The organism is Pseudomonas sp. GCEP-101, assembly GCF_025133575.1.
Taxonomy (GTDB): Bacteria; Pseudomonadota; Gammaproteobacteria; order Pseudomonadales; family Pseudomonadaceae; genus Pseudomonas; species Pseudomonas nitroreducens_B.
The window spans coordinates 3,249,299-3,268,918 of sequence record NZ_CP104011.1 but is presented as its reverse complement, the minus strand read 5'-3'; the positions used below and the strand labels follow the sequence as shown (position 1 = coordinate 3,268,918).

Below are 19,620 nucleotides of genomic sequence, written 5' to 3'. Positions count from 1 at the left end.
GAATGGCCTTGCCGCTACAACAATTCTTCTTCGCCCGCGACACGCCCGCCGCGTGATCCCAGGGCACGGCCTGAGCCCCACTTCACCTCAGGATTCCCATGAGTACCGCGCACCACACCCGCTCCGGCAGTTGGCTGAACGTCATCGCCCTGGCCATCGCCGCCTTCATCTTCAATACCACCGAGTTCGTCCCGGTGGGCCTGCTCAGCGACATCGGCGCGAGCTTCGACATGCGTCCGGAACAGACCGGGCTGATGCTCACGCTGTACGCCTGGGTGGTTTCCCTGGCCTCCCTGCCGCTGATGCAACTGACCCGCAACATGGAACGCCGGCGCCTGCTGGTGGTGATCTTCTGCCTGTTCATCGTCAGCCACGTGCTGTCCGGCTTTGCCTGGAACTTCACGGTGCTCATGATCAGCCGCTTCGGCATCGCCTTCGCCCACGCCGTGTTCTGGTCGATCACCGCTTCGCTGGCGGTGCGCGTGGCGCCGCCGGGGCAGCAGGCCAAAGCCCTCGGCCTGCTGGCCACCGGGACGATCCTGGCGATGGTCCTGGGCATCCCGCTGGGGCGCATGCTCGGCGAGGCGCTGGGCTGGCGCACGACCTTCCTCACCATCGCCGGCGTCTCGGTGGTGGTGGTGCTCTGGCTGGCCCGCGCACTGCCGCTGCTGCCGAGCCAGAATTCTGGCTCGCTGCGCAGCCTGCCGCTGCTGCTGCGACGCCCGGCGCTGGTGGCGATGTACGTGCTCACCGTGCTGGTGATCACCGCACAGTTCACCGCCTACAGCTACATCGAGCCGTTCGCCCGCGAGGTGGCCGCGCTGGACAGCCAGAAAACCACCCTGCTCCTGCTGCTGTTCGGCGGTGCCGGGATGTTCGGCTCGATCCTCTTCAGCCGCTACAGCGAGCGCTTCCCGCGCGCCTTTCCGTGCCTGGCCATCGCAGTGCTCGGCGGCACGCTCCTGCTGCTGATGCCGCTGGCGCATTCGCCGACGGCGCTGCTCGGGCTGAGCCTGTTCTGGGGCGCGGCGATCCTCTGCTTCGGCCTGGCGCTGCAGGCCAAGGTGCTGCAACTGGCCCATGACGCCACCGACGTGGCCATGGCGATGTTCTCCGGCCTGTACAACGTCGGCATCGGCGGCGGCGCGCTGCTGGGCAGCCGCGTGGCGGTGGGCCTGGGGCTGGAGTGGATCGGCTACGTCGGCGGCGCGCTGGCGGCGGTCGGCCTGCTGCTGTGCCTGTTCGCCTGCTGGCGCTATGCGGCAGCGCTGAGTGGCGGGCACGGCTCGCACTGACACATCGGTGCTCCCTGTAGGAGCGAGCTTGCTCGCGAACCTTCCGGACGCCCAGCCACGTAGGATGGGTGGAGCGGAGCGATACCCATGCTGCCGGCGCTGCGAATGATGGGTATCGCTCCGCTCCACACCATCCTACCAATGCGCACCCGGTCAGCACGAAGCACATCACGGGCCCCCAACGAAAAAGGCCGCGCCCCTCACGGAGCGCGGCCTTCTTCATTCAGCGAAGACTCAGCGGCTGGTAGCCGGAGAACCCTCGGGCAGGTGCGCGTCCGCGTACTCGGCCTCGGCGGCTTCGAAACGCTGGATCATCGCCTTGGACGGTGCGGAACCGAACAGGCTGAACACCACGATGGAGAGGCTGGAGAGGATGAAGCCCGGGATGATCTCGTACAGGCCGAGCCAGCCGAACTGCTTCCACACGATCACGGTGACCGCGCCGACGATGATGCCAGCCAGCGCGCCGTTGCGGGTCATGCCCTTCCACAGCACGGAGAACAGCACCAGCGGGCCGAAGGCGGCGCCGAAGCCGGCCCAGGCGTAGGACACCAGGCCCAGGACGCGGTTGTCCGGGTTGGCGGCCAGGGCGATGGACACCAGGGCCACCAGCAGCACCATGGCGCGGCCGACCCATACCAGTTCAAGCTGGCTGGCGTTCTTGCGCAGGAAGGCCTTGTAGAAGTCTTCGGTCAGCGCCGAGGAGCACACCAGCAGCTGGCAGCTCAGGGTGCTCATCACCGCCGCCAGGATGGCGGACAGCAGCACGCCGGCGATCCACGGGTTGAAGAGGATCTTCGCCAGCTCGATGAACACGCGCTCGTGGTTCTCGCCGACCGCGCCAGCCTGCTCCGGATGCGCCTGGAAGTAGGCGATGCCGAAGAAGCCCACGGCGACCGCGCCACCCAGGCAGAGGATCATCCAGGTCATGGAGATGCGGCGGGCAGCCGGGATCGACTTCACCGAATCGGCGGCCATGAAGCGCGCCAGGATGTGCGGCTGGCCGAAGTAGCCCAGGCCCCAGGCCATCAGCGACAGCACGCCGACGAAGGAAGCGCCCTTGAACATGTCGAAGTTGGCCGCGTCCTTCAGCTCGATGGCCGCGAAGGTCGGCTCCACGCCGCCGGTGGCGAACAGCACGATCACCGGGGTGAGGATCAGCGCGAAGATCATCAGCGAGGCCTGCACGGTGTCGGTCCAGCTCACCGCCAGGAAGCCACCGACGAAGGTGTAGGCGATGGTCGCGGCGGCACCGGCCCACAGCGCGGTCTCGTAGGACATGCCGAAGGTGCTTTCGAACAGGCGGGCGCCGGCGACGATGCCGGAGGCGCAGTAGATGGTGAAGAACACCAGGATCACCAGCGCGGAGATCACGCGCAGGATGCGGCTGTTGTCTTCGAAGCGGGTGCTGAAGTAGTCCGGCAGGGTCAGGGCGTTGCCGTTGTGCTCGGTGTGCACGCGCAGGCGGCCGGCGACGAACAGCCAGTTCAGGTAGGCGCCGCAGATCAGGCCGATGGCGATCCAGCTTTCGGAGATGCCCGACAGGTAGATGGCGCCCGGCAGGCCCATCAGCAGCCAGCCGCTCATGTCCGAGGCACCGGCCGACAGCGCGGTGACGAAGCTGCCGAGGCTGCGGCCACCGAGGATGTAGTCGGAGAAGTTGTTGGTCGAACGATAGGCGGCCAAGCCGATCAGAACCATGGCCGCGATGTAGATCACGAAGGTGATCAGTGTTGGCGTGTTGACGCTCATGGGGACTCCCCTACAGCTTGTTTTTATCCAGGTTCGCGGGGTATCGCGGACCCTTGACTGGCAGCCGGCGTGGTTGACGCCGACCGGTTAGCGCTTGCTCACAGGCAAACCGGGTTGCGCGTGGCGCCAAACCGGCACCGAACCGCTACGCACCCCGACGCAGGCACGCCCTCGTCCTTGCTGGCGTCTTCCTGCAGCCACCGTCTCACCACGGCGACCTCCGTCCCGCCTGCGCCGGTAAGCGCAGGGCGGGCCGATTTCCGGGCGGACCCGGTCATCCATCAGGCGCCGAGGCAGGCGCCCTGCTCCCGGCGAATGCCCGCCAGCCGCACGATACGGGGCTGGCAACGGCGTTCGTCGCGAGTGACTGAAACTGTGCTGGCGCGCGCATGAAGGTGCGGCAGGGGCTGGCCGGCGCGCGAGGGCGCGGATTGTACAGAAAGCATCGGCAGGGATGGCGCCATTGGTCCGAGGGCGGACGGCGCGCGGCCACGGGCGGGCGCTGCGGGCCGGGCCGTGGAGGCGGTGGCGCGGCCGGCTACGGGCGCGCGAGGGGCGAAGTCTGAACCGGTGATGGGCATGCGCCCCTCCCGCGTATCGAGCTGGCTGTTGTTCTTGGTATGACCGGGTTGCACCTGCAACGCGGTGGGCGGACTCTAGGGGTTGCACCCTGCGGATTTCTTGCCGAAAGCTCTGGAGTTCTTGCAAAAAGCTCCGGCAGCCGACGGCGCGCCACTGACCATTCGATCAGCAATCCAGAGCGCGCAGGCCGTGGGCCTCAGCTGCGGCGCAGGCTGCCCGGGGTCAGGCCGAGGTAACGGCGCATGGCGGTGGTCAGCGCGCTCTGGCTGGAGAAGCCGCATTCGCCGGCGACGCCGACCAACGGCAGGTCGGTTTCGCGCAGCAAGCGCGCGGCGCGATCCAGGCGCTGGCGCAGCAGGTACTGGTGCGGCGTGAGGCCGACGCGGTCCTTGAACTGCGCGTGGAAGTGACTGGGGCTCAGGCAGGCCACCTGCGCAAGCTCCGCCACCGTGATGCGCCGCGACAGGTGATCGGCGATGTAGCCGTCCAGCCGCTCCAGGTCCAGCGGCCCCTGGCGCGGCGCGCGGTCCTCGCCGAACAGGCGCAGGTGCAGGGCCCGCAGCAGCACGCCGCCCAGAGCGCGAGCGAGCAGCGGGTCGCCGCCGTAGCGGGCGATCTCGGCGCCGGCATAACTGAGCAGGTGCTGGAAATCCGCATCCAGGGTCGGGTAGCGCGGCACCTCGAACAGCCGCGCCAGCAGGTCGCGATCCTGCTCGGCCGCGCCGGCTTCGTCGAGATCGACGATCAGCAGGCGGTTGTCGCCCAGCCCGGCGAATTCATGATCGATCTCCCCCGGCACCAGGCAAGCGCGCATGCGGCAGACCTCGCCACCGGCGCCGGCAATGGCGAATTCCGCGCGGCCGCTCAGGCACATCACCAGTTGGTGATGGTCATGGACGTGCTGGTCGGTCTGGTCGGACAGCGTGGCGAGTCGGGTATCGAACATGGCGCTGGGTGATCAAATTTTGAGCATGGTACGGAAAATTTGTACGCCTGCCCAGCAGCAGGTGCAACCGAGCGCAACTCCAGACAGCGCCAGCACAAAAGCATCTAAGCGAGAAACTATTGCTAACCAATAGATATGTTATGTTATAACAACTAACACCTTTCCATCCCCCCTTCCCTGCCGCCTGGCGCAATCCCTGATCACCAGGGAGGGGTTCGCTTTGCCAGAAGAAAAACCAGGAGTTCGTCATGCCCCCATCCCTTCCCCGTCCGCGCTGGCGTCTGGCCCCGCTGGGCCTGGCCCTGTGCGCCGGCGCACCCTCGCTGGCCGAGGCCGCGCCCACCGAGCTGGAGCCCCAGGTGATTACCGCCAACCCGCTGGGTGACGCCTCCCCCGCCGCACCGAGCAGCGTCCTGCAGGGCGACCAGTTGACCCTGCGGCAGAAAGGCAGCCTCGGCGAAACCCTCAACGGCACGCCGGGCGTGTCCTCCACCTGGTTCGGCCCCGGCGCCAGCCGCCCGGTGATACGCGGCATGGACGGCGACCGCATCCGCCTGCTGCGCAACGGCGTGGGCGCGCTGGACGCCTCGTCGCTGTCCTACGACCACGCCGTGCCGGAAGACCCCAACGTGGTCGAGCGCATCGAAGTCGTGCGCGGCCCGGCCGCGCTGCTCTATGGCGGCAACGCCATCGGCGGCGTGGTCAACAGCTTCGACAACCGCATTCCCAGCGAACCGGTGGACGGTATCCACGGCCAGGGCGAGCTGCGTTACGGCGGCGCGGACACCACCCGCAGCGCCGCCGGCGCGCTGGAAGCCGGCGACGGCCACTTCGCCCTGCACCTGGATGCCGGCTCCCGCGAGTTCAACGACCTGCGCATCCCCGGCTACGCCCACTCGGGGCGGCAGCGCCAGGTGGACGGCGACGAGGCGAAACATCGCGTGGACAACAGCGATGGCCGCCAGGACAGCGGCGCCATTGGCGGCAGCTACCACTGGGACCACGGCTATGCCGGCCTCTCCTACAGCGGCTACGACAGCAACTACGGCTCCCCCGCCGAAGACGACGTGCGCCTGAAGATGCAGCAGGACCGCTACGCCTTCGCCTCGGAAATCCGCGACCTCGACGGTCCGTTCAGCTCGGTGAAGCTGGACGCCGCCTACACCGAGTACCAGCACAAGGAAATCGAGGACGGCGAGACCGGCACCACCTTCAAGAACGACGGCTACGAGGCCCGCATCGAGGCACGGCACCAGCCCATCGGCCCGCTGGACGGCGTGGTCGGCGCGCAGGTCGCCAACAGCCGCTTCTCCGCGCTGGGCGAAGAAGCGTTCGTGCCGCACACCGAGACCGACAGCGCCGCGCTGTTCTTCCTGGAGAACTGGCAGGCCAGCGAGCGCCTGGCGCTGAACCTGGGCGGCCGCGTCGAGCACACGCGCATCGCGCCCAACGCCAAGGACAACGAGCGCTTCGCCGAGAACGACGACGCGCGCAGCTTCACCGCCGGCAGCCTGTCCACCGGCGCGGTGTACACCCTGACGCCGATCTGGTCGCTGGCCGGCACCCTGGCCTACACCGAGCGCGCGCCGACCTTCTATGAGCTGTACGCCAACGGCGCCCACGCCGCCACCGGCACCTATGAAGTGGGCGACGCCGACGCGAGCAAGGAAAAGGCCGTCTCCACCGACCTCGCCCTGCGCTTCGACAGCGGCCGTCACAAGGGCAGCGTCGGCGTGTTCTACAGCCGCTTCTCCAACTACATCGGCCTGCTGGCCAGCGGGCGTTATCGCGACGAGGAAGGCGCGGTGGTGGACGCCGGCGACGACGAGGCGCTGCCCGAGTACCTCTACAGCGGCGTGAAGGCGGACTTCTACGGCGTCGAGGCGCAGGACCGCATCCACCTGCTGGACAGCCCCTACGGCCGCTTCGACCTGGAGCTCTCCGGCGACTACACCCGCGCCAAGAACAAGGACACCGGCGAAGCCCTGCCGCGCATCGCCCCGCTGCGCCTGAACAGCGCGCTGCTCTGGGAGTTGCAGCAATGGCAGGCGCGGGTCGATGTGGAATACGCCGCCGACCAGAACCGCGTGCCCGAGAACGAGCTGCGCACCGACGGCTACACCACCCTGGGCGCCAGCGTCGGCTACCGCTTCGACCTGGGCGACAGCCGCTGGCTGGCCTTCGTCAAGGGCGAGAACCTGACCAACCAGACCGTGCGCTACGCCAGCTCCATCCTGCGCGACAGCGTGCCGGCCGGCGGGCGCGGCATCCAGGCGGGGGTCAAGGTCGCGTTCTGATGTGCTAGCGCTGCCGCCCGGCGTAATCCCGGGCGAATTGCGCGGCGATCCGCCCGGACCGCGACCCGCGATGGGTCGCCCAGCGGATCGCCGTTTGCTCCCACTCCTCCGGCTGCACGCCGCCCAGGCCGTGGTATTCCAGCCAGCGGGCGACCGCCTCCAGGTACTGCTCCTGGCTGAAGGCATAGAAGGATATCCACAGGCCGAAGCGCTCGGAGAGCGAGATCTTCTCCTCCACCGCCTCGCCGGGGTGCAGTTCGCCGCTCTCGCTGCGCTGGAAGGACAGGTTGTCCTCGGCGCGCTCGGCCAGCAGGTGGCGGCGGTTGGACGTGGCATAGATCAGCACGTTGCCGGACTGCCCCGCCACCGAACCATCCAGTACGGTTTTCAGGCCCTTGTAGCCGGTCTCGCCGTCCTCGAAGGACAGGTCGTCGCAGAACAGGATGAAGCGCTCCGGGCGATGGCGCAGCAGGTCGATGATCTGCGGCAGGTCGGCCAGGTGCTCCTTGTCCACTTCGATCAGGCGCAACCCTTCAGCATGGAAGGCGTGCAGGCAGGCCTTCACCAGCGAGCTCTTGCCGGTGCCGCGGGCGCCGGTCAGCAGGACGTTGTTCGCCGGGCGGCCGGAGACGAACTGGCGGGTGTTCTGCTCGATCAGCGCCTTCTGCCGCTCGACATTGCGCAGGTCGTCGAAGGCGATCAGCGCCGGCTCGATCACCGGCGTCAGGCGCGGCTGGCCCTGGCGGTACTCCCACAGGTGGGCGATGGCGCCTTCTTCCAGCGCCAGCGCGGGGCGTGCCGGCAGGGCGTGTTCGAGCAGGCCGGCGATGCGCGCCAGTTGTTCGGAGATGGCGGCCAGTGCGTTCAGGGGAAGCTCGGTCATGACGAAGATCATCGGGCAGAGGAGGACTGTTCAGCAGCCTAGCGATGGGCGAAAGTGGTCGTCTAACGACAAACAGGCATGCACATGCGCAAAAAGGACATTCCGCCCCATCCGCTGGAGAACCACGGCGACGAACGGGCCGCCAGCCCGGTGGCGGCGGTCGCGCTGGACTTCCCCGACGGCCACCAGGTGCCCGCGCACAGCCACCACCGCGCGCAACTGCTCTACGCCGTGCGCGGCGTGCTGGTGGTGGGCAGCGCCAGCGGCCAGTGGGTGGTGCCGGACAACCGCGGCCTGTGGATACCCGCCGGCGTCGAGCACTGGACGCGCATGGTCGGGGAAGTGCAGGTGCGCACCCTGTATGTGGAGCCGGGCAGCGCCCCGCACCTGCCGCCGGACTGCTGCGTGCTGGCGGTGTCGCCGCTGCTGCGGGAGCTGATCCTCGCCGCGCTGTCGATCAGTGGCGAGGTTACGCCGGACTCCCGCGACGGCCGCGTGCTCGGCCTGGTGCTCGACGAGTTGCGCGAAGACCCCATGCTGCCGTTGCACCTGCCGCTGCCTGCCCATCCGCGCCTGCGCGCGCTGTGCCAGGCCATCCAGGCGCAGCCCGGCGACAGCGCGAGCCTCGCCCAGTGGGCCGCGCGGCTGAGCGTGGACAGCAAGACGGTGCAACGCTGGTTCTTCGCCGAAACCGGGCTGACCTTCGGCCAATGGCGGCAACAGGCGCGCCTGCTGGCCGCCCTGGAGCACCTGGCGCTGGGCGACAGCGTGCTGAGCGTGGCGCTGGACGTGGGCTACAGCACGCCCAGCGCCTTCAGCGCGATGTTCAGCCGCCAGTTCGGCCGGCCGCCCAGCGATTTCCTGCGGCCGCGTCGCCCCTGAGCTCCGCCGGCACACCGGCCGCAACAACTTCAGGCACATTGCTGAAAAATGGGATTGAAACCCCGCGCCGGTTTCCCCATCTAGACTGTCATGTTCAATCAGTCAGGTGCCTCATGAGCGACCACGACGAGATTCACGATATCCATAGCGCCGAAGAGGTCAGCAACACCGGGCTGGTGCTGCCAGGGCAGAACCTGCCGACCACGGTCTACGTCATCCCGATCCACAACCGCCCGTTCTTCCCGGCGCAGGTGCTGCCGGTGATCGTCAACGAGGAGCCGTGGGCCGAGACGCTGGAGCTGGTCGCCAAGACCGAACACCACAGCCTGGCGCTGTTCTTCATGGAGAACCCGCCGGAAGACCCGCGCCATTTCGACCCGGACAGCCTGCCCGAGCACGGCACCCTGGTGCGCGTGCACCACGCCAGCCGCGAGGGCGGCAAGCTGCAGTTCGTCGCCCAGGGCCTGTCGCGCGTGCGCATCCGCGGCTGGATCAAGCGCCATCGCCCGCCCTTCCTGGTGGAGGTGGAGTACCCGCACACCCCCAGCGACCCGAGCGACGAGGTGAAGGCCTACGGCATGGCCCTGATCAACGCGATCAAGGAGCTGCTGCCGCTCAACCCGCTGTACAGCGAAGAGCTGAAGAACTACCTCAACCGCTTCAACCCCAACGACCCGTCGCCGCTGACCGATTTCGCCGCCGCGCTGACCACCGCCCCCGGCTCCGAGCTGCAGGGCGTGCTCGATACCGTGCCGATCCTCAAGCGCATGGAGAAGGTGCTGCCACTGCTGCGCAAGGAAGTGGAAGTCGCGCGGCTGCAGAAGGAGCTGTCCGCCGAGGTCAACCGCAAGATCGGCGAGCGCCAGCGCGAGTTCTTCCTGCAGGAACAGCTGAAGATCATCCAGCAGGAACTGGGCATCACCAAGGACGACAAGAGCGCCGACTCCGACGAATTCCGCGCACGCCTGGAGGGCAAGACCCTGCCCGAGCAGGCGAAGAAGCGCATCGACGAGGAGCTGAACAAGCTGTCGATCCTCGAGACCGGCTCGCCCGAGTATGCCGTCACGCGCAATTACCTCGACTGGGCAACCTCGGTGCCGTGGGGCCTGATGGGCGTCGACAAGCTCGACCTCAAGCACGCGCGCAAGGTCCTCGACCGGCACCATTCCGGCCTGGAAGACGTGAAGGACCGCATCCTCGAATTCCTCGCGGTGGGCACCTTCAAGGGCGAGATCGCCGGCTCCATCGTGCTCCTGGTCGGCCCGCCCGGCGTGGGCAAGACCAGCATCGGCAAGTCCATCGCCGAGAGCCTGGGGCGGCCGTTCTACCGCTTCAGCGTCGGCGGCATGCGTGACGAGGCCGAGATCAAGGGCCACCGCCGCACCTACATCGGCGCCCTGCCCGGCAAGCTGGTGCAGGCGCTGAAGGAAGTGGAGGTGATGAACCCGGTGATCATGCTCGACGAGATCGACAAGCTCGGCAGCAGCTACCAGGGCGACCCCGCTTCGGCGCTGCTGGAGACGCTGGATCCGGAGCAGAACGTGGAGTTCCTCGACCACTACCTGGACCTGCGCCTGGACCTGTCCAAGGTGCTGTTCGTCTGCACCGCCAACACCCTGGACTCCATCCCCGGCCCGCTGCTGGACCGCATGGAAGTCATCCGCCTCTCCGGCTACATCGCCGAGGAGAAGCTGGCCATCGCCAAGCGCCACCTGTGGCCCAAGCAGCTGGAAAAAGCCGGCGTGCCCAAGCATCGGGTATCGATCAACGACGCCGCCCTGCGCGCGGTGATCGAGGGCTACGCCCGCGAGGCCGGCGTGCGCCAGCTGGAAAAGGTGCTCGGCAAGCTGGTGCGCAAGTCGGTGATGAAGCTGCTGGAAGACCCGGACTCGGTGGTGAAGATCGGCGCCAAGGACCTGGAGCAGTACCTGGGCATGCCGGTGTTCCGTACCGAGCAGGTGCTGTCGGGGATCGGCGTGATCACCGGGCTTGCCTGGACCAGCATGGGCGGCGCGACCCTGCCCATCGAGGCGACGCGCATCCACACGCTCAACCGCGGCTTCAAGCTCACCGGGCAACTGGGCGACGTGATGAAGGAGTCGGCGGAGATCGCCTACAGCTACATCAGCTCGAACCTGAAGAAGTACGGCGGCGAGTCGACCTTCTTCGACCAGGCCTTCGTGCACCTCCACGTACCCGAGGGCGCCACGCCCAAGGACGGCCCCAGCGCCGGCGTGACCATGGCCAGCGCGCTGCTGTCGCTGGCGCGCAGCCAGGCACCGAAAAAGGGCGTGGCCATGACCGGCGAGCTGACCCTCACCGGCCAGGTACTGCCCATTGGCGGAGTACGCGAGAAGGTCATCGCGGCGCGCCGGCAGAAGATCTTCGAGCTGATCCTGCCCGAGCCCAACCGTGGCGACTTCGAGGAGCTGCCGGAGTACCTGAAGGAAGGCCTGACGGTGCATTTCGCCAGGCGCTTCGGGGATGTGGCGAGGGTGCTGTTCCCGGTTTGAACCCTGCGACCGATCGGCTCGCTCCTGCCCTTGTAGGAGCGAGCTTGCTCGCGAACCGCACGGCACAGCGCTGATCGCGGACAAAGTCCGCTCCTACGACAGCCGACATTGCGAGGGCAACTTGTAGGAGCGGGCCATGCCCGCGATCGCGCCCACGGGGCGCGCCTACAGGCTGGCGCCAGCCGCCCCCACATATCCCGCCCCGCGAAACCTCTACTTCTCCCACGATTGCGGTATCCTGCGCCCCAACCTGTCCCCACTCAGGAGCCGTCATGCCGTCGTACCGCCCGTTGCTGCCCCTCACCCTGGCCCTGCTCGCCGGCTGCGCCGGGCAGAGCAAACCCGTGGTCACCCTGGAAGACGCCAGCGACTGCAAGCCGCTGAAACTGCACACCGGACAGGAGCTGGTGCTGATCCTGCCGAGCAACCCCACCACCGGCTTCCGCTGGGAGCTGCGCAACGCCGCCAACGGTCTGCTGCGCGCGCTCGGCCCCGAGGTGTACAGCAACCCGGAGGACGTGGGCCTGGTCGGCAGCGCCGGCGAATCCACCTGGCGCTTCCGCGTGAGCGCCGCCGGCGAGGACACGCTGGAACTGGCCTACCGCCGTCCGTGGGAGGCAGAAGTGCCGCCGGCCAAGACGTTCGTCTGCCCCATCGCGGTGAAATAAGGCGCCATAAGCTCCTCGCCCTGACGCCTTCGGCCTGTGGCCGGGGCGCCGCGCTACGGCACAGTAGGCGTTCATTTCCTCGGGAGGGAACCCCATGCGCTGGGCACTCTTGGCACTGATCGGCGCTGCCGCCTACCTGTTCGCCGTCACCTTCGACCTGCCTGCCCTGCGCATGCTGTGCAAGCCGCTGCCCGTGCTGGCCATGTTGTTGTGGATACTCGGCAGCCCCGCCGACGGCTATCGCCGCTGGGTTGCCGTCGGCCTGGTGCTGTCGATGCTCGGCGACATCCTGCTGGAGTGGCCGATCAATGCCTTCGTGCCCGGCCTTGCCGCCTTCCTGCTGGCGCACCTCGCCTACCTCGCGGGCTACCTGGGCGATACCCGCCGCGTCGCCCCGCTCGGCCTGTTGATCGCAGCCATCCTGGGCGGCGGCCTGTTCGCCCTGCTCTACAGCCGCGGCCTGGGCCCGCTGCTCGTGCCCATCGCGCTGTACAGCCTGACCATCAGCGCCATGCTCTGGCGCGCCATCGCTCGCCTCGGCGTACCCGGCATCGCCAACGCAAGCCGCGCGTGCGCCGCTCTCGGCGCGCTGCTGTTCGTCAGCTCCGACGCGATGATCGGCATCAGCCGCTTCGTCGCCGCCTTCGACGGCGCCTCCTACGCCATCATGCTGACCTACTGGCTCGGCCAGCTCGGTATCGCCGCCTCGGTGACATCCCGTCACATCGCTCTGCCATACTCGGAAGACCCCACCACTTCCCGGGCCTGACATGCTGCGACTCGCGTCACCGCTGCTCCTGCTCTGTTCGGCGCTGGCCAGCGCCGAACCCCTGCGCCTGGCCGGCGACGACTGGTGCCCCTACCTCTGCCCGGACGATCCGGACAAGCCCGGCTACCTGCTCGAGGCCCTCGGCCAGGTGCTGCCGCAGCCGCCACGCTTCGAACCGCTGCCCTGGCCGCGCGCCCTGCAGATGGCCCGCGAAGGCCTGGTGGATGGCGTGGTCGGCGCCTACAGCGAGGAGTCCGCGCAGTTGCTGATCGGCGAGGAGCCCATCGGCTGGGTGACCATGCGTTTCTACGTGCGCAGCGACAATCCCTGGACCTGGAAAGGCCCGGCCTCGCTGAGCAGCCAATCCATCGGCCTGGCCCAGGGATACTCCTACGGCAAGGAGCTCGATGCCTGGCGCGACGAACACCTGAGCAACCTCGAACAGGTACAGGTGCTCAGCGGCGAGAAGGTCCTCGAGCGCAATATCCAGAAGCTGCTGCTGGGACGCATCACCGTACTGCTCGAAGACAGCCAGATCGTCGAGCACTACCTGCACCGCCACGGGCTGTCCGGGCGCATTCAAGCCGCCGGCGAGCTCGCCGATAAACGTCCCATGTATGTCGCGCTCAATCCGCGGCTGGAAGGCGTGCGCGAGCGCCTGGACGACCTCGACGAGGGCCTGCGCGAACTGCGCCGCAACGACCAGTGGAAACCCCTGATGCAGGGTTACGGCATCGCCGTTGACTAGCCCTGCGAAGGCGTGAGAAAAGTCCGGCAGAGCCCTCTGTCATCGGCTATAGATCAATCATAAGAGACTGGGAAAAGGGGAGCTCCATGCGTGCAGTAGGTCGCTCGATGTTGTTGCTGGGAGCCTGCCTGATCCTCTCGGCCTGTGGCAGCCTGCTGCCCAGTGAACGCGCGGAAGTGCAATCGCCCTTCCTGGATTACCAGGACGCACAGAGCCGCTACAACCAGGTCGATCCCGGCAAGACCACCAAGTCGCAGCTCTATGCGCTGGGCTTCGATCCGCTGTCCCAGGGCAATGCGAAGATGCTGTCGTTCATCGACGTGCGCCTGCTCTTCGTGCAACCCAACATTCCCATCGACTACCTGCCCGACGGCCTGGTGACCTGCCTGCAGGCCAAGGACCGCTGCATCGGCTATGCCTTCGACTTCAACAAGACCGACAGCCAGCGCGTGGGCAGCTTCTGGGCGGACATCTTCAACTTCCGCAAGCGCCGCCAGGTGCAGGGCTGGTCGTTCCGTCCGGTGTTCGTGCTGATTGACGACGTGGTGGTGCACAAGACCAGCAACGGCGAACCGAACATCCGCCGCATGGAAGACAAGAAGAACCCCCTCGGCCCGCTGCAGGGCGCTGGCGAGTACTTCTCCGACCAGCTCAAGTGACCCTTATCGGCTGAAGCTTGGGCGCACCCTGCGCCTCGGCTACAATGCGCGCCCCGGCAAACCGGGCGCGCCGCGCCCGCTTGCCTGTTCAGCGCAACGAGGCCCCATCCAGCGTGAGCGAATCCGACCGCATCTTCGCCCAGCCGCAAAGCCAGGTTCCCGACTTCACCTTCAACGAGGACGTGGTGCGCGTCTTCCCGGACATGATCAAGCGATCCGTGCCGGGCTACCCCACCATCGTCGAGAACATCGGCGTGCTCGGTGCGCGTTTTGCCGCGCCCAACAGCGTGCTCTACGACCTCGGCTGCTCGCTGGGCGCCGTGACCCAGGCGCTGCGCCGCCATGTGAAGACCGAAGGTTGCCGCGTCATCGGCGTCGACAACTCCGCGCCGATGATCGAGCGCTGCGGCGAGTACCTGCGCGCCCAGGACGCCATGCACCAGGAACTGCTGCCGGTCGAACTGATCGAGGCGGATATCTTGACGCTGGACCTCAAGCCCTGCTCGCTGATCGCGCTGAACTTCACCCTGCAGTTCATCGCCCCCGACCAACGCCTGGGCCTGCTCACCCGCCTGCACAGCGCCCTGCTGCCCGGCGGCGCGCTGATCCTCTCGGAAAAACTGCGCTTCGCCGATGAGCAGGAGCACGCGCTGCTCACCGACCTGCATATCGACTTCAAGCGCGCCAATGGCTACAGCGAACTGGAAATCGCCCAGAAACGCACCGCCATCGAGAACGTGATGCGCCCCGACACCCTGGAGACCCACCGCGAGCGCCTGCTGGCCGCCGGTTTCTCCAAGGTGGTGCCCTGGTTCCAGTGCCTCAACTTCGCTTCCCTGATTGCCCTGCCATGATCGAACGCTTCGACCTCGACCGCCTGCGCCTTGAACTGGCCGGCACGCCACTGGAATCCTGGGCCGCCTCGCTGCCCGCGCAACTGGCCGCCAAGGTCGAGGATGGCCATGGCGACCTGGAACGCTGGCTGGCAGCGGTGGACCGCCTGCCGCCGCTGCAGGCGTCCGCCGTCGAACTGGGCGAACGCTTCAACCTGGAAGGCGCCTGCGACGAAGACACCCGTGCCCAGCTCAGCCTCGCCCTGCAAGGGCTGATCCCGTGGCGCAAGGGGCCGTTCCACCTGTTCGGCGTACACATCGACACCGAATGGCGCTCGGACTGGAAATGGCAGCGCGTCTCGCCGCACATCGACCTGGTGGGCAAGCGCGTCCTCGACGTCGGCTGCGGCAATGGCTACTACCAGTGGCGCATGCTCGGCGCCGGCGCGCGCAGCGTGGTGGGCGTGGACCCGAACTGGCTGTTCTTCTGCCAGTTCCTCGCCATGAAGCGCTACCTCCCGGCCCTGCCGGCCTGGCACCTGCCGTTCGCCCTGGAAGACCTGCCCGAGAAACTGGAAGGCTTCGACACGGTGTTCTCCATGGGCGTGCTCTATCACCGCCGCTCGCCCATCGACCACCTGCTGGCGCTCAAGGACTGCCTGCGCCGGGGCGGCGAACTGGTGCTGGAGACCCTGGTGGTGGAAGGCGACGTGAACGCCGTGCTGGTGCCCGAGGACCGCTACGCGCAGATGCGCAACGTGTGGTTCCTGCCGTCGGTGCCGGCGCTGGAGCTATGGCTGCGCCGCGCGGGCTTCACCGACGTGCGCAGTGTCGATATCAGCCGCACCTCGGTGGAGGAGCAACGCGCCACGCAGTGGATGCGCTACCAGTCGCTGCCGGACTTCCTCGACCCGCAGGACCACAGCCGCACCGTCGAAGGCCTGCCGGCGCCGCTGCGCGCCACGCTGGTGGCGCGCAAGCCTTAGCTTGTGCCGGGTTCGCGAGCAAGCTCGCTCCTACGAAAAGCACGGTTCCCTGTAGGAGCGAGCTTGCTCGCGAACCGCCCAATCCCCCTCAACCATCGCGGCGCATAACCCGTTCCGGGTTATGCCCCCAACGATGTCGAATCAGGCAGCAATCAGCGATTCGCCGCCGCCACGATCAGCGCCTTCATCTCAGCCACCGCCTGCTTGAAGCCCACGAACAGCGCATGGGCAACGATGGCGTGGCCGATGTTCAGCTCGTTGATGCCGGCAATCGCCGCCACCGGCTCGGCGTTGTGGTAATGCAGGCCGTGGCCGGCGTTGACGATCAGGGCGTGGGACAGGCCGAACTCCACGCCGTCACGGATGCGCGCCAGCTCCTGGGCGGCTTCGGCCGGGGTGTGCGCGTCGGCGTAACGGCCGGTGTGCAGTTCCACCGCCGGCGCACCGATGCGCGCGGAGGCTTCGATCTGGCGCTGATCCGGGTCGATGAACAGCGACACCTCGCAGCCGGCGGCCGCCAGGCGCTGCACCGCTTCGCGGATGCGTGCTTCCTGGCCGGCGACATCCAGGCCGCCCTCGGTGGTCAGTTCCTGGCGGGTTTCCGGGACCAGGCAGACGTGCGCCGGACGGATGATCTCGGCGAACTTCATCATCTCCTCGGTGACGCCCATCTCGAAGTTCATGCGGGTCTGCAGCACCTCGGCGAGCACGCGCACGTCGCGGTCCTGGATGTGCCGGCGATCTTCGCGCAGGTGCACGGTGATGCCGTCGGCACCGGCCTCCTCGGCATCCAGCGCGGCTTTCACCGGGTCGGGATAACGGGTGCCGCGGGCCTGGCGCAGGGTGGCGACGTGGTCGATGTTCACGCCGAGCAGGATACGGTTGGCTTCAGTCACGGGAAGTGTCCTTGCGATTCATGAAGAGCTCGCGGCTGACCAGCGGTCTGCCGCCAAGGTGGGGCGCCAGGGCCTGGCGCATCAGGCGCTTGGCCGCCGCCAGGGCGCCGGGGGCGCTCCAGTCGGCTTCGGCCATGGCCAGCAGGTCGGCGCCATGGAACAGGCCCGGCTGCAGGCTGCCGACCGGCTCCAGGCCCGAGTCGGGCAGCAGGCGGTAGAGGCCGTCCGGCGCCACGCTCTGGCCGACGATATCGGTGTCCAGGGAAAAACCATAGCCCAGGTCGTCCAGCAGCCGCCATTCGAAGGCGCGCAGCAGCGGTTCCAGCGGGCTGCCGGCGGCCAGCAGCGGCAGGGTCGCGCGGTAGTGTTCGAACAGGGCGGGGTGCGGGTCCTCCGCCGGCAGCAGGCGGATCATCAGCTCGTTCAGGTACAGGCCGCTGAACAGCGCCTCGCCACTGAGCAGGTTGGGGATGCCGTTGGGCTCCAGGCGCGCGACGTTCTTCAGGTCGCTGCGCCCGCGGAATTCCGCTTCCAGCGGCACGAACGGCCGCGCCAGCGCACCGGCCTTGCCCCGCGCACCCCGCAGTACGGCGCGCAGGCGCCCCTGCGGGGTGAAGAAATCCACCAGCGCGCTGGTTTCCTTGTAGGGACGGCTGTGCAGGACAAACGCGGCTTGGGCAGTAGAAGCGAGGCTCATGGCGCTGCGCCTGGAGTGGGAATCGGGATATCGGCGCGCTCACGCACCGGCAGGCTGCGCCCCGCGATGGCTCGCGGGGCGCCGGAGGATCAGAGGTCGCCGTAGCCCAGCGAACGCAGTGCGCGCTCGTCGTCGGACCAGCCGCCCTTCACCTTCACCCAGAGGTTGAGCATAACCTTGGAGTCGAACAGCACCTCCATGTCCTTGCGGGCGTTCTGGCCGATGCTTTTGATGCGCTCGCCCTTCTCGCCGATAATGATCTTCTTCTGGCCGTCGCGTTCCACCAGGATCAGCGCATGGATGTGCAGGATCGGGCCGTCCTGCTTGAACTCTTCGATTTCCACGGTGACCTGGTAGGGAAGCTCGGCGCCCAGCTGGCGCATGATCTTCTCGCGCACCAGCTCGGCGGCCAGGAAGCGGCTGCTGCGGTCGGTGATCTGGTCTTCCGGGAAGAAGTGCTCGCTTTCCGGCAGGCGCTCGGCCACCAGCCCTTCGAGCACGTCGAGGTTCTGCCCGTGCTGGGCGGAAATCGGCACGACTTCGGCGTTGGGCAACTGTTCGGCCAGCCACTGCAGGTGCGGCAGCAGCTCGCCCTTGTCTTCCATGCGGTCGACCTTGTTCACCGCCAGCAGCACCGGGCAGCTGACGTACTTGACCTTGTCGTAGACCATCTGGTCTTCGTCGGTCCAGCGATTGCGGTCGACGACGAAGATCACCACGTCGACGTCCTTCAGCGCGGCGCTGGCCGAACGGTTCATGTAGCGGTTGAGCGCCTTGTCGTTGTCCTTGTGCAGGCCGGGGGTATCGACGTACACGGCCTGCACGTCACCCTCGGTCTTGATGCCCAGCAGGGTGTGGCGGGTGGTCTGCGGCTTGCGCGAGGTGATCGCCAGCTTCTGCCCGAGGATATGGTTGAGCAGGGTCGACTTGCCCACGTTGGGGCGGCCGACGATGGCGACGTAACCGCAACGGACGGCTCCTGCTTCATCGTGCTCGGATGGTTCGTGCGGGTCTTGCTCGTGCTCACTCATGGCCATTCTCCACGCCCAGGGCTGCCAGCGCGGCGGCGGCGGCCACCTGCTCGGCGATGCGGCGGCTACCGCCGTGACCGTGGGTCTTGTCGTTCAGCAGGGCCACCTCGCACTCCACGAAGAAGGTGCGGCAATGCGGCTCGCCCTGGATATCCACCACGTCGTAACGCGGCAATTCGCACCCGCGCGACTGCAGGAATTCCTGCAGGCGGGTCTTGGGGTCCTTGTTGGTATCCACCGGGGTCAGCTCGCGCAACTGCGGGCCGAGCCAGGCCATGATCCGCTCGCGGGCGGAATCCATGCCGGTGTCCAGGTAGATGGCGCCGATCAGCGCCTCCATGGCGTCAGCCAGGATCGACTCGCGGCGGTAACCGCCGCTTTTCAGCTCGCCCGAGCCCAGACGCAGGTAATCGCCGATCTCGAAACCGCGCGCCAGCAGCGCCAGGGTCTCGCCCTTCACCAGGCGCGCGCGCAGGCGCGACAGCTGGCCCTCTCGGGCCTGGGGAAAGTGGGTGAACAGGGCTTCGCCGATGACGAAGTTGAGGATGGCGTCGCCGAGGAACTCCAGGCGCTCGTTGTTGCGCCCGGCGAAACTGCGATGGGTCAGCGCCAGGACCATCAGGTCCTGGTCGCGAAAGGTGTAGCCAAGCTTGCGCTCGAGTCGATCCAGACTGTTGTTACTCACGGCATTCGTACACGGAATTCTTTGTCAAATTTGACCACCAGGTCGATGTTCTGCACCAGTGGCTCGCGTTTTTCGTATTTCAGGTGGGCGCGGAACTCGTTGTTCTCGAGTTTCACGTCCAGTGCGTCATCCAGCTTCAGGTCGCGGATGTTGTTGAGCATCAGCGCCTTGTCGACATAGGAGTAGAACTCCGGCACGGTGCGCACTTCGGCGGCCTTGTCCGTCTCCACCGAGGTAATGGCCTTCTCGATCGCGTAGTAGTCCAGGTAATGCGGGATGACCTTGAACGCGGCGCTGGCCAGGAACGCCACCACGGCGAGCACCACCAGCCAACTCAGCAAGGACATGCCCTTCTGCGAACGTGCGTACGTCATATCGACCTCATGTCGGTATCTTTTCTTATTTGCCCGCCAACCGCGGCGGGTCCAAGTGAAGCGGGGCTGCCTCGCTCCCCGCGTGCAGCCCCGCCCTTTTCTAGCACCGTTCCAGCCATGCTGG

General features: G+C 67.3%; 18 protein-coding genes. 10 read left to right on the top strand and 8 right to left on the bottom strand.

What is annotated here, in order from left to right:
- Positions 1-98: 98 nt before the first annotated feature.
- Entirely contained in the window at positions 99-1,295 is a 1,197-nt protein-coding gene (locus N0B71_RS14925; protein WP_259753342.1) for a sugar transporter, read from the top strand.
- Positions 1,296-1,529: 234 nt separating this feature from the next.
- On the opposite strand, the gene putP is transcribed toward N0B71_RS14925, so the two are convergent.
- Both putP and N0B71_RS14915 read right to left on the bottom strand, forming a co-directional pair.
- Positions 1,530-3,047, bottom strand: a complete 1,518-nt coding sequence (gene putP / locus N0B71_RS14920; protein ID WP_259753341.1) for a sodium/proline symporter PutP — start codon at positions 3,045-3,047, stop codon at positions 1,530-1,532.
- Between the two features lie 778 nt (positions 3,048-3,825).
- Positions 3,826-4,575: an AraC family transcriptional regulator gene (locus tag N0B71_RS14915; protein WP_259753340.1), complete on the bottom strand. Its 750-nt coding sequence runs from the start codon at positions 4,573-4,575 to the stop codon at positions 3,826-3,828.
- A 248-nt stretch (positions 4,576-4,823) separates the two neighbouring features.
- Here N0B71_RS14915 and N0B71_RS14910 point away from each other — a divergent pair, with 248 nt between their 5' ends.
- Positions 4,824-6,872 carry a TonB-dependent receptor gene (locus N0B71_RS14910; RefSeq protein ID WP_259753339.1) on the top strand — a complete coding sequence of 683 codons (2,049 nt, stop codon included), beginning with the start codon at positions 4,824-4,826 and terminating at the stop codon, positions 6,870-6,872.
- A gap of 4 nt (positions 6,873-6,876) precedes the next feature.
- On the opposite strand, the gene N0B71_RS14905 is transcribed toward N0B71_RS14910, so the two are convergent.
- Entirely contained in the window at positions 6,877-7,755 is an 879-nt protein-coding gene (locus N0B71_RS14905; protein WP_259753338.1) for an ATP-binding protein, read from the bottom strand.
- A gap of 84 nt (positions 7,756-7,839) precedes the next feature.
- Here N0B71_RS14905 and N0B71_RS14900 point away from each other — a divergent pair, with 84 nt between their 5' ends.
- From N0B71_RS14900 to cmoB, 8 genes are all read left to right on the top strand, one after another.
- Positions 7,840-8,637 (top strand): AraC family transcriptional regulator, encoded by a 798-nt coding sequence (locus N0B71_RS14900; RefSeq protein WP_259759569.1) that lies wholly within the window; start codon positions 7,840-7,842, stop codon positions 8,635-8,637.
- A 113-nt stretch (positions 8,638-8,750) separates the two neighbouring features.
- On the top strand, positions 8,751-11,150 hold the full coding sequence (gene lon / locus N0B71_RS14895) for an endopeptidase La (RefSeq protein WP_259753337.1): 2,400 nt from the start codon (positions 8,751-8,753) through the stop codon (positions 11,148-11,150).
- A gap of 272 nt (positions 11,151-11,422) precedes the next feature.
- Complete coding sequence (locus tag N0B71_RS14890) at positions 11,423-11,818, top strand: protease inhibitor I42 family protein (protein ID WP_259753336.1); 396 nt, start codon at positions 11,423-11,425, stop codon at positions 11,816-11,818.
- A 94-nt stretch (positions 11,819-11,912) separates the two neighbouring features.
- The gene (locus N0B71_RS14885) at positions 11,913-12,587 is read left to right on the top strand and encodes a lysoplasmalogenase (RefSeq protein WP_259753335.1); all 675 of its coding nucleotides are present in this window, start codon (positions 11,913-11,915) and stop codon (positions 12,585-12,587) included.
- 1 nt (position 12,588) lies between these two features.
- Positions 12,589-13,335 (top strand): substrate-binding periplasmic protein, encoded by a 747-nt coding sequence (locus tag N0B71_RS14880; protein WP_259753334.1) that lies wholly within the window; start codon positions 12,589-12,591, stop codon positions 13,333-13,335.
- Between the two features lie 86 nt (positions 13,336-13,421).
- Entirely contained in the window at positions 13,422-13,994 is a 573-nt protein-coding gene (locus N0B71_RS14875) for a hypothetical protein (RefSeq protein WP_259753333.1), read from the top strand.
- A 113-nt stretch (positions 13,995-14,107) separates the two neighbouring features.
- Positions 14,108-14,848 carry a carboxy-S-adenosyl-L-methionine synthase CmoA gene (gene cmoA, locus N0B71_RS14870; RefSeq protein WP_259753332.1) on the top strand — a complete coding sequence of 247 codons (741 nt, stop codon included), beginning with the start codon at positions 14,108-14,110 and terminating at the stop codon, positions 14,846-14,848.
- Positions 14,845-15,813, top strand: coding sequence for a tRNA 5-methoxyuridine(34)/uridine 5-oxyacetic acid(34) synthase CmoB (gene cmoB / locus N0B71_RS14865; RefSeq protein WP_259753331.1), 969 nt, complete (start codon positions 14,845-14,847; stop codon positions 15,811-15,813). Before cmoA ends, cmoB begins: the two co-directional genes overlap by 4 nt.
- A 152-nt stretch (positions 15,814-15,965) precedes the next feature.
- On the opposite strand, the gene pdxJ is transcribed toward cmoB, so the two are convergent.
- The 5 genes from pdxJ to N0B71_RS14840 form a co-directional block, all read right to left on the bottom strand.
- Positions 15,966-16,709, bottom strand: coding sequence for a pyridoxine 5'-phosphate synthase (pdxJ, locus tag N0B71_RS14860; protein ID WP_259753330.1), 744 nt, complete (start codon positions 16,707-16,709; stop codon positions 15,966-15,968).
- The gene (gene recO / locus N0B71_RS14855) at positions 16,702-17,406 is read right to left on the bottom strand and encodes a DNA repair protein RecO (protein WP_259753329.1); all 705 of its coding nucleotides are present in this window, start codon (positions 17,404-17,406) and stop codon (positions 16,702-16,704) included. The genes pdxJ and recO overlap by 8 nt, the downstream gene beginning before the upstream one ends.
- A gap of 89 nt (positions 17,407-17,495) precedes the next feature.
- The gene (gene era / locus N0B71_RS14850) at positions 17,496-18,437 is read right to left on the bottom strand and encodes a GTPase Era (protein ID WP_259753328.1); all 942 of its coding nucleotides are present in this window, start codon (positions 18,435-18,437) and stop codon (positions 17,496-17,498) included.
- Positions 18,430-19,056, bottom strand: coding sequence for a ribonuclease III (gene rnc / locus N0B71_RS14845; protein ID WP_231387805.1), 627 nt, complete (start codon positions 19,054-19,056; stop codon positions 18,430-18,432). The genes era and rnc overlap by 8 nt, the downstream gene beginning before the upstream one ends.
- Before the next feature lie 62 nt (positions 19,057-19,118).
- Entirely contained in the window at positions 19,119-19,496 is a 378-nt protein-coding gene (locus N0B71_RS14840) for a DUF4845 domain-containing protein (protein WP_259753327.1), read from the bottom strand.
- Positions 19,497-19,620: the final 124 nt, after the last annotated feature.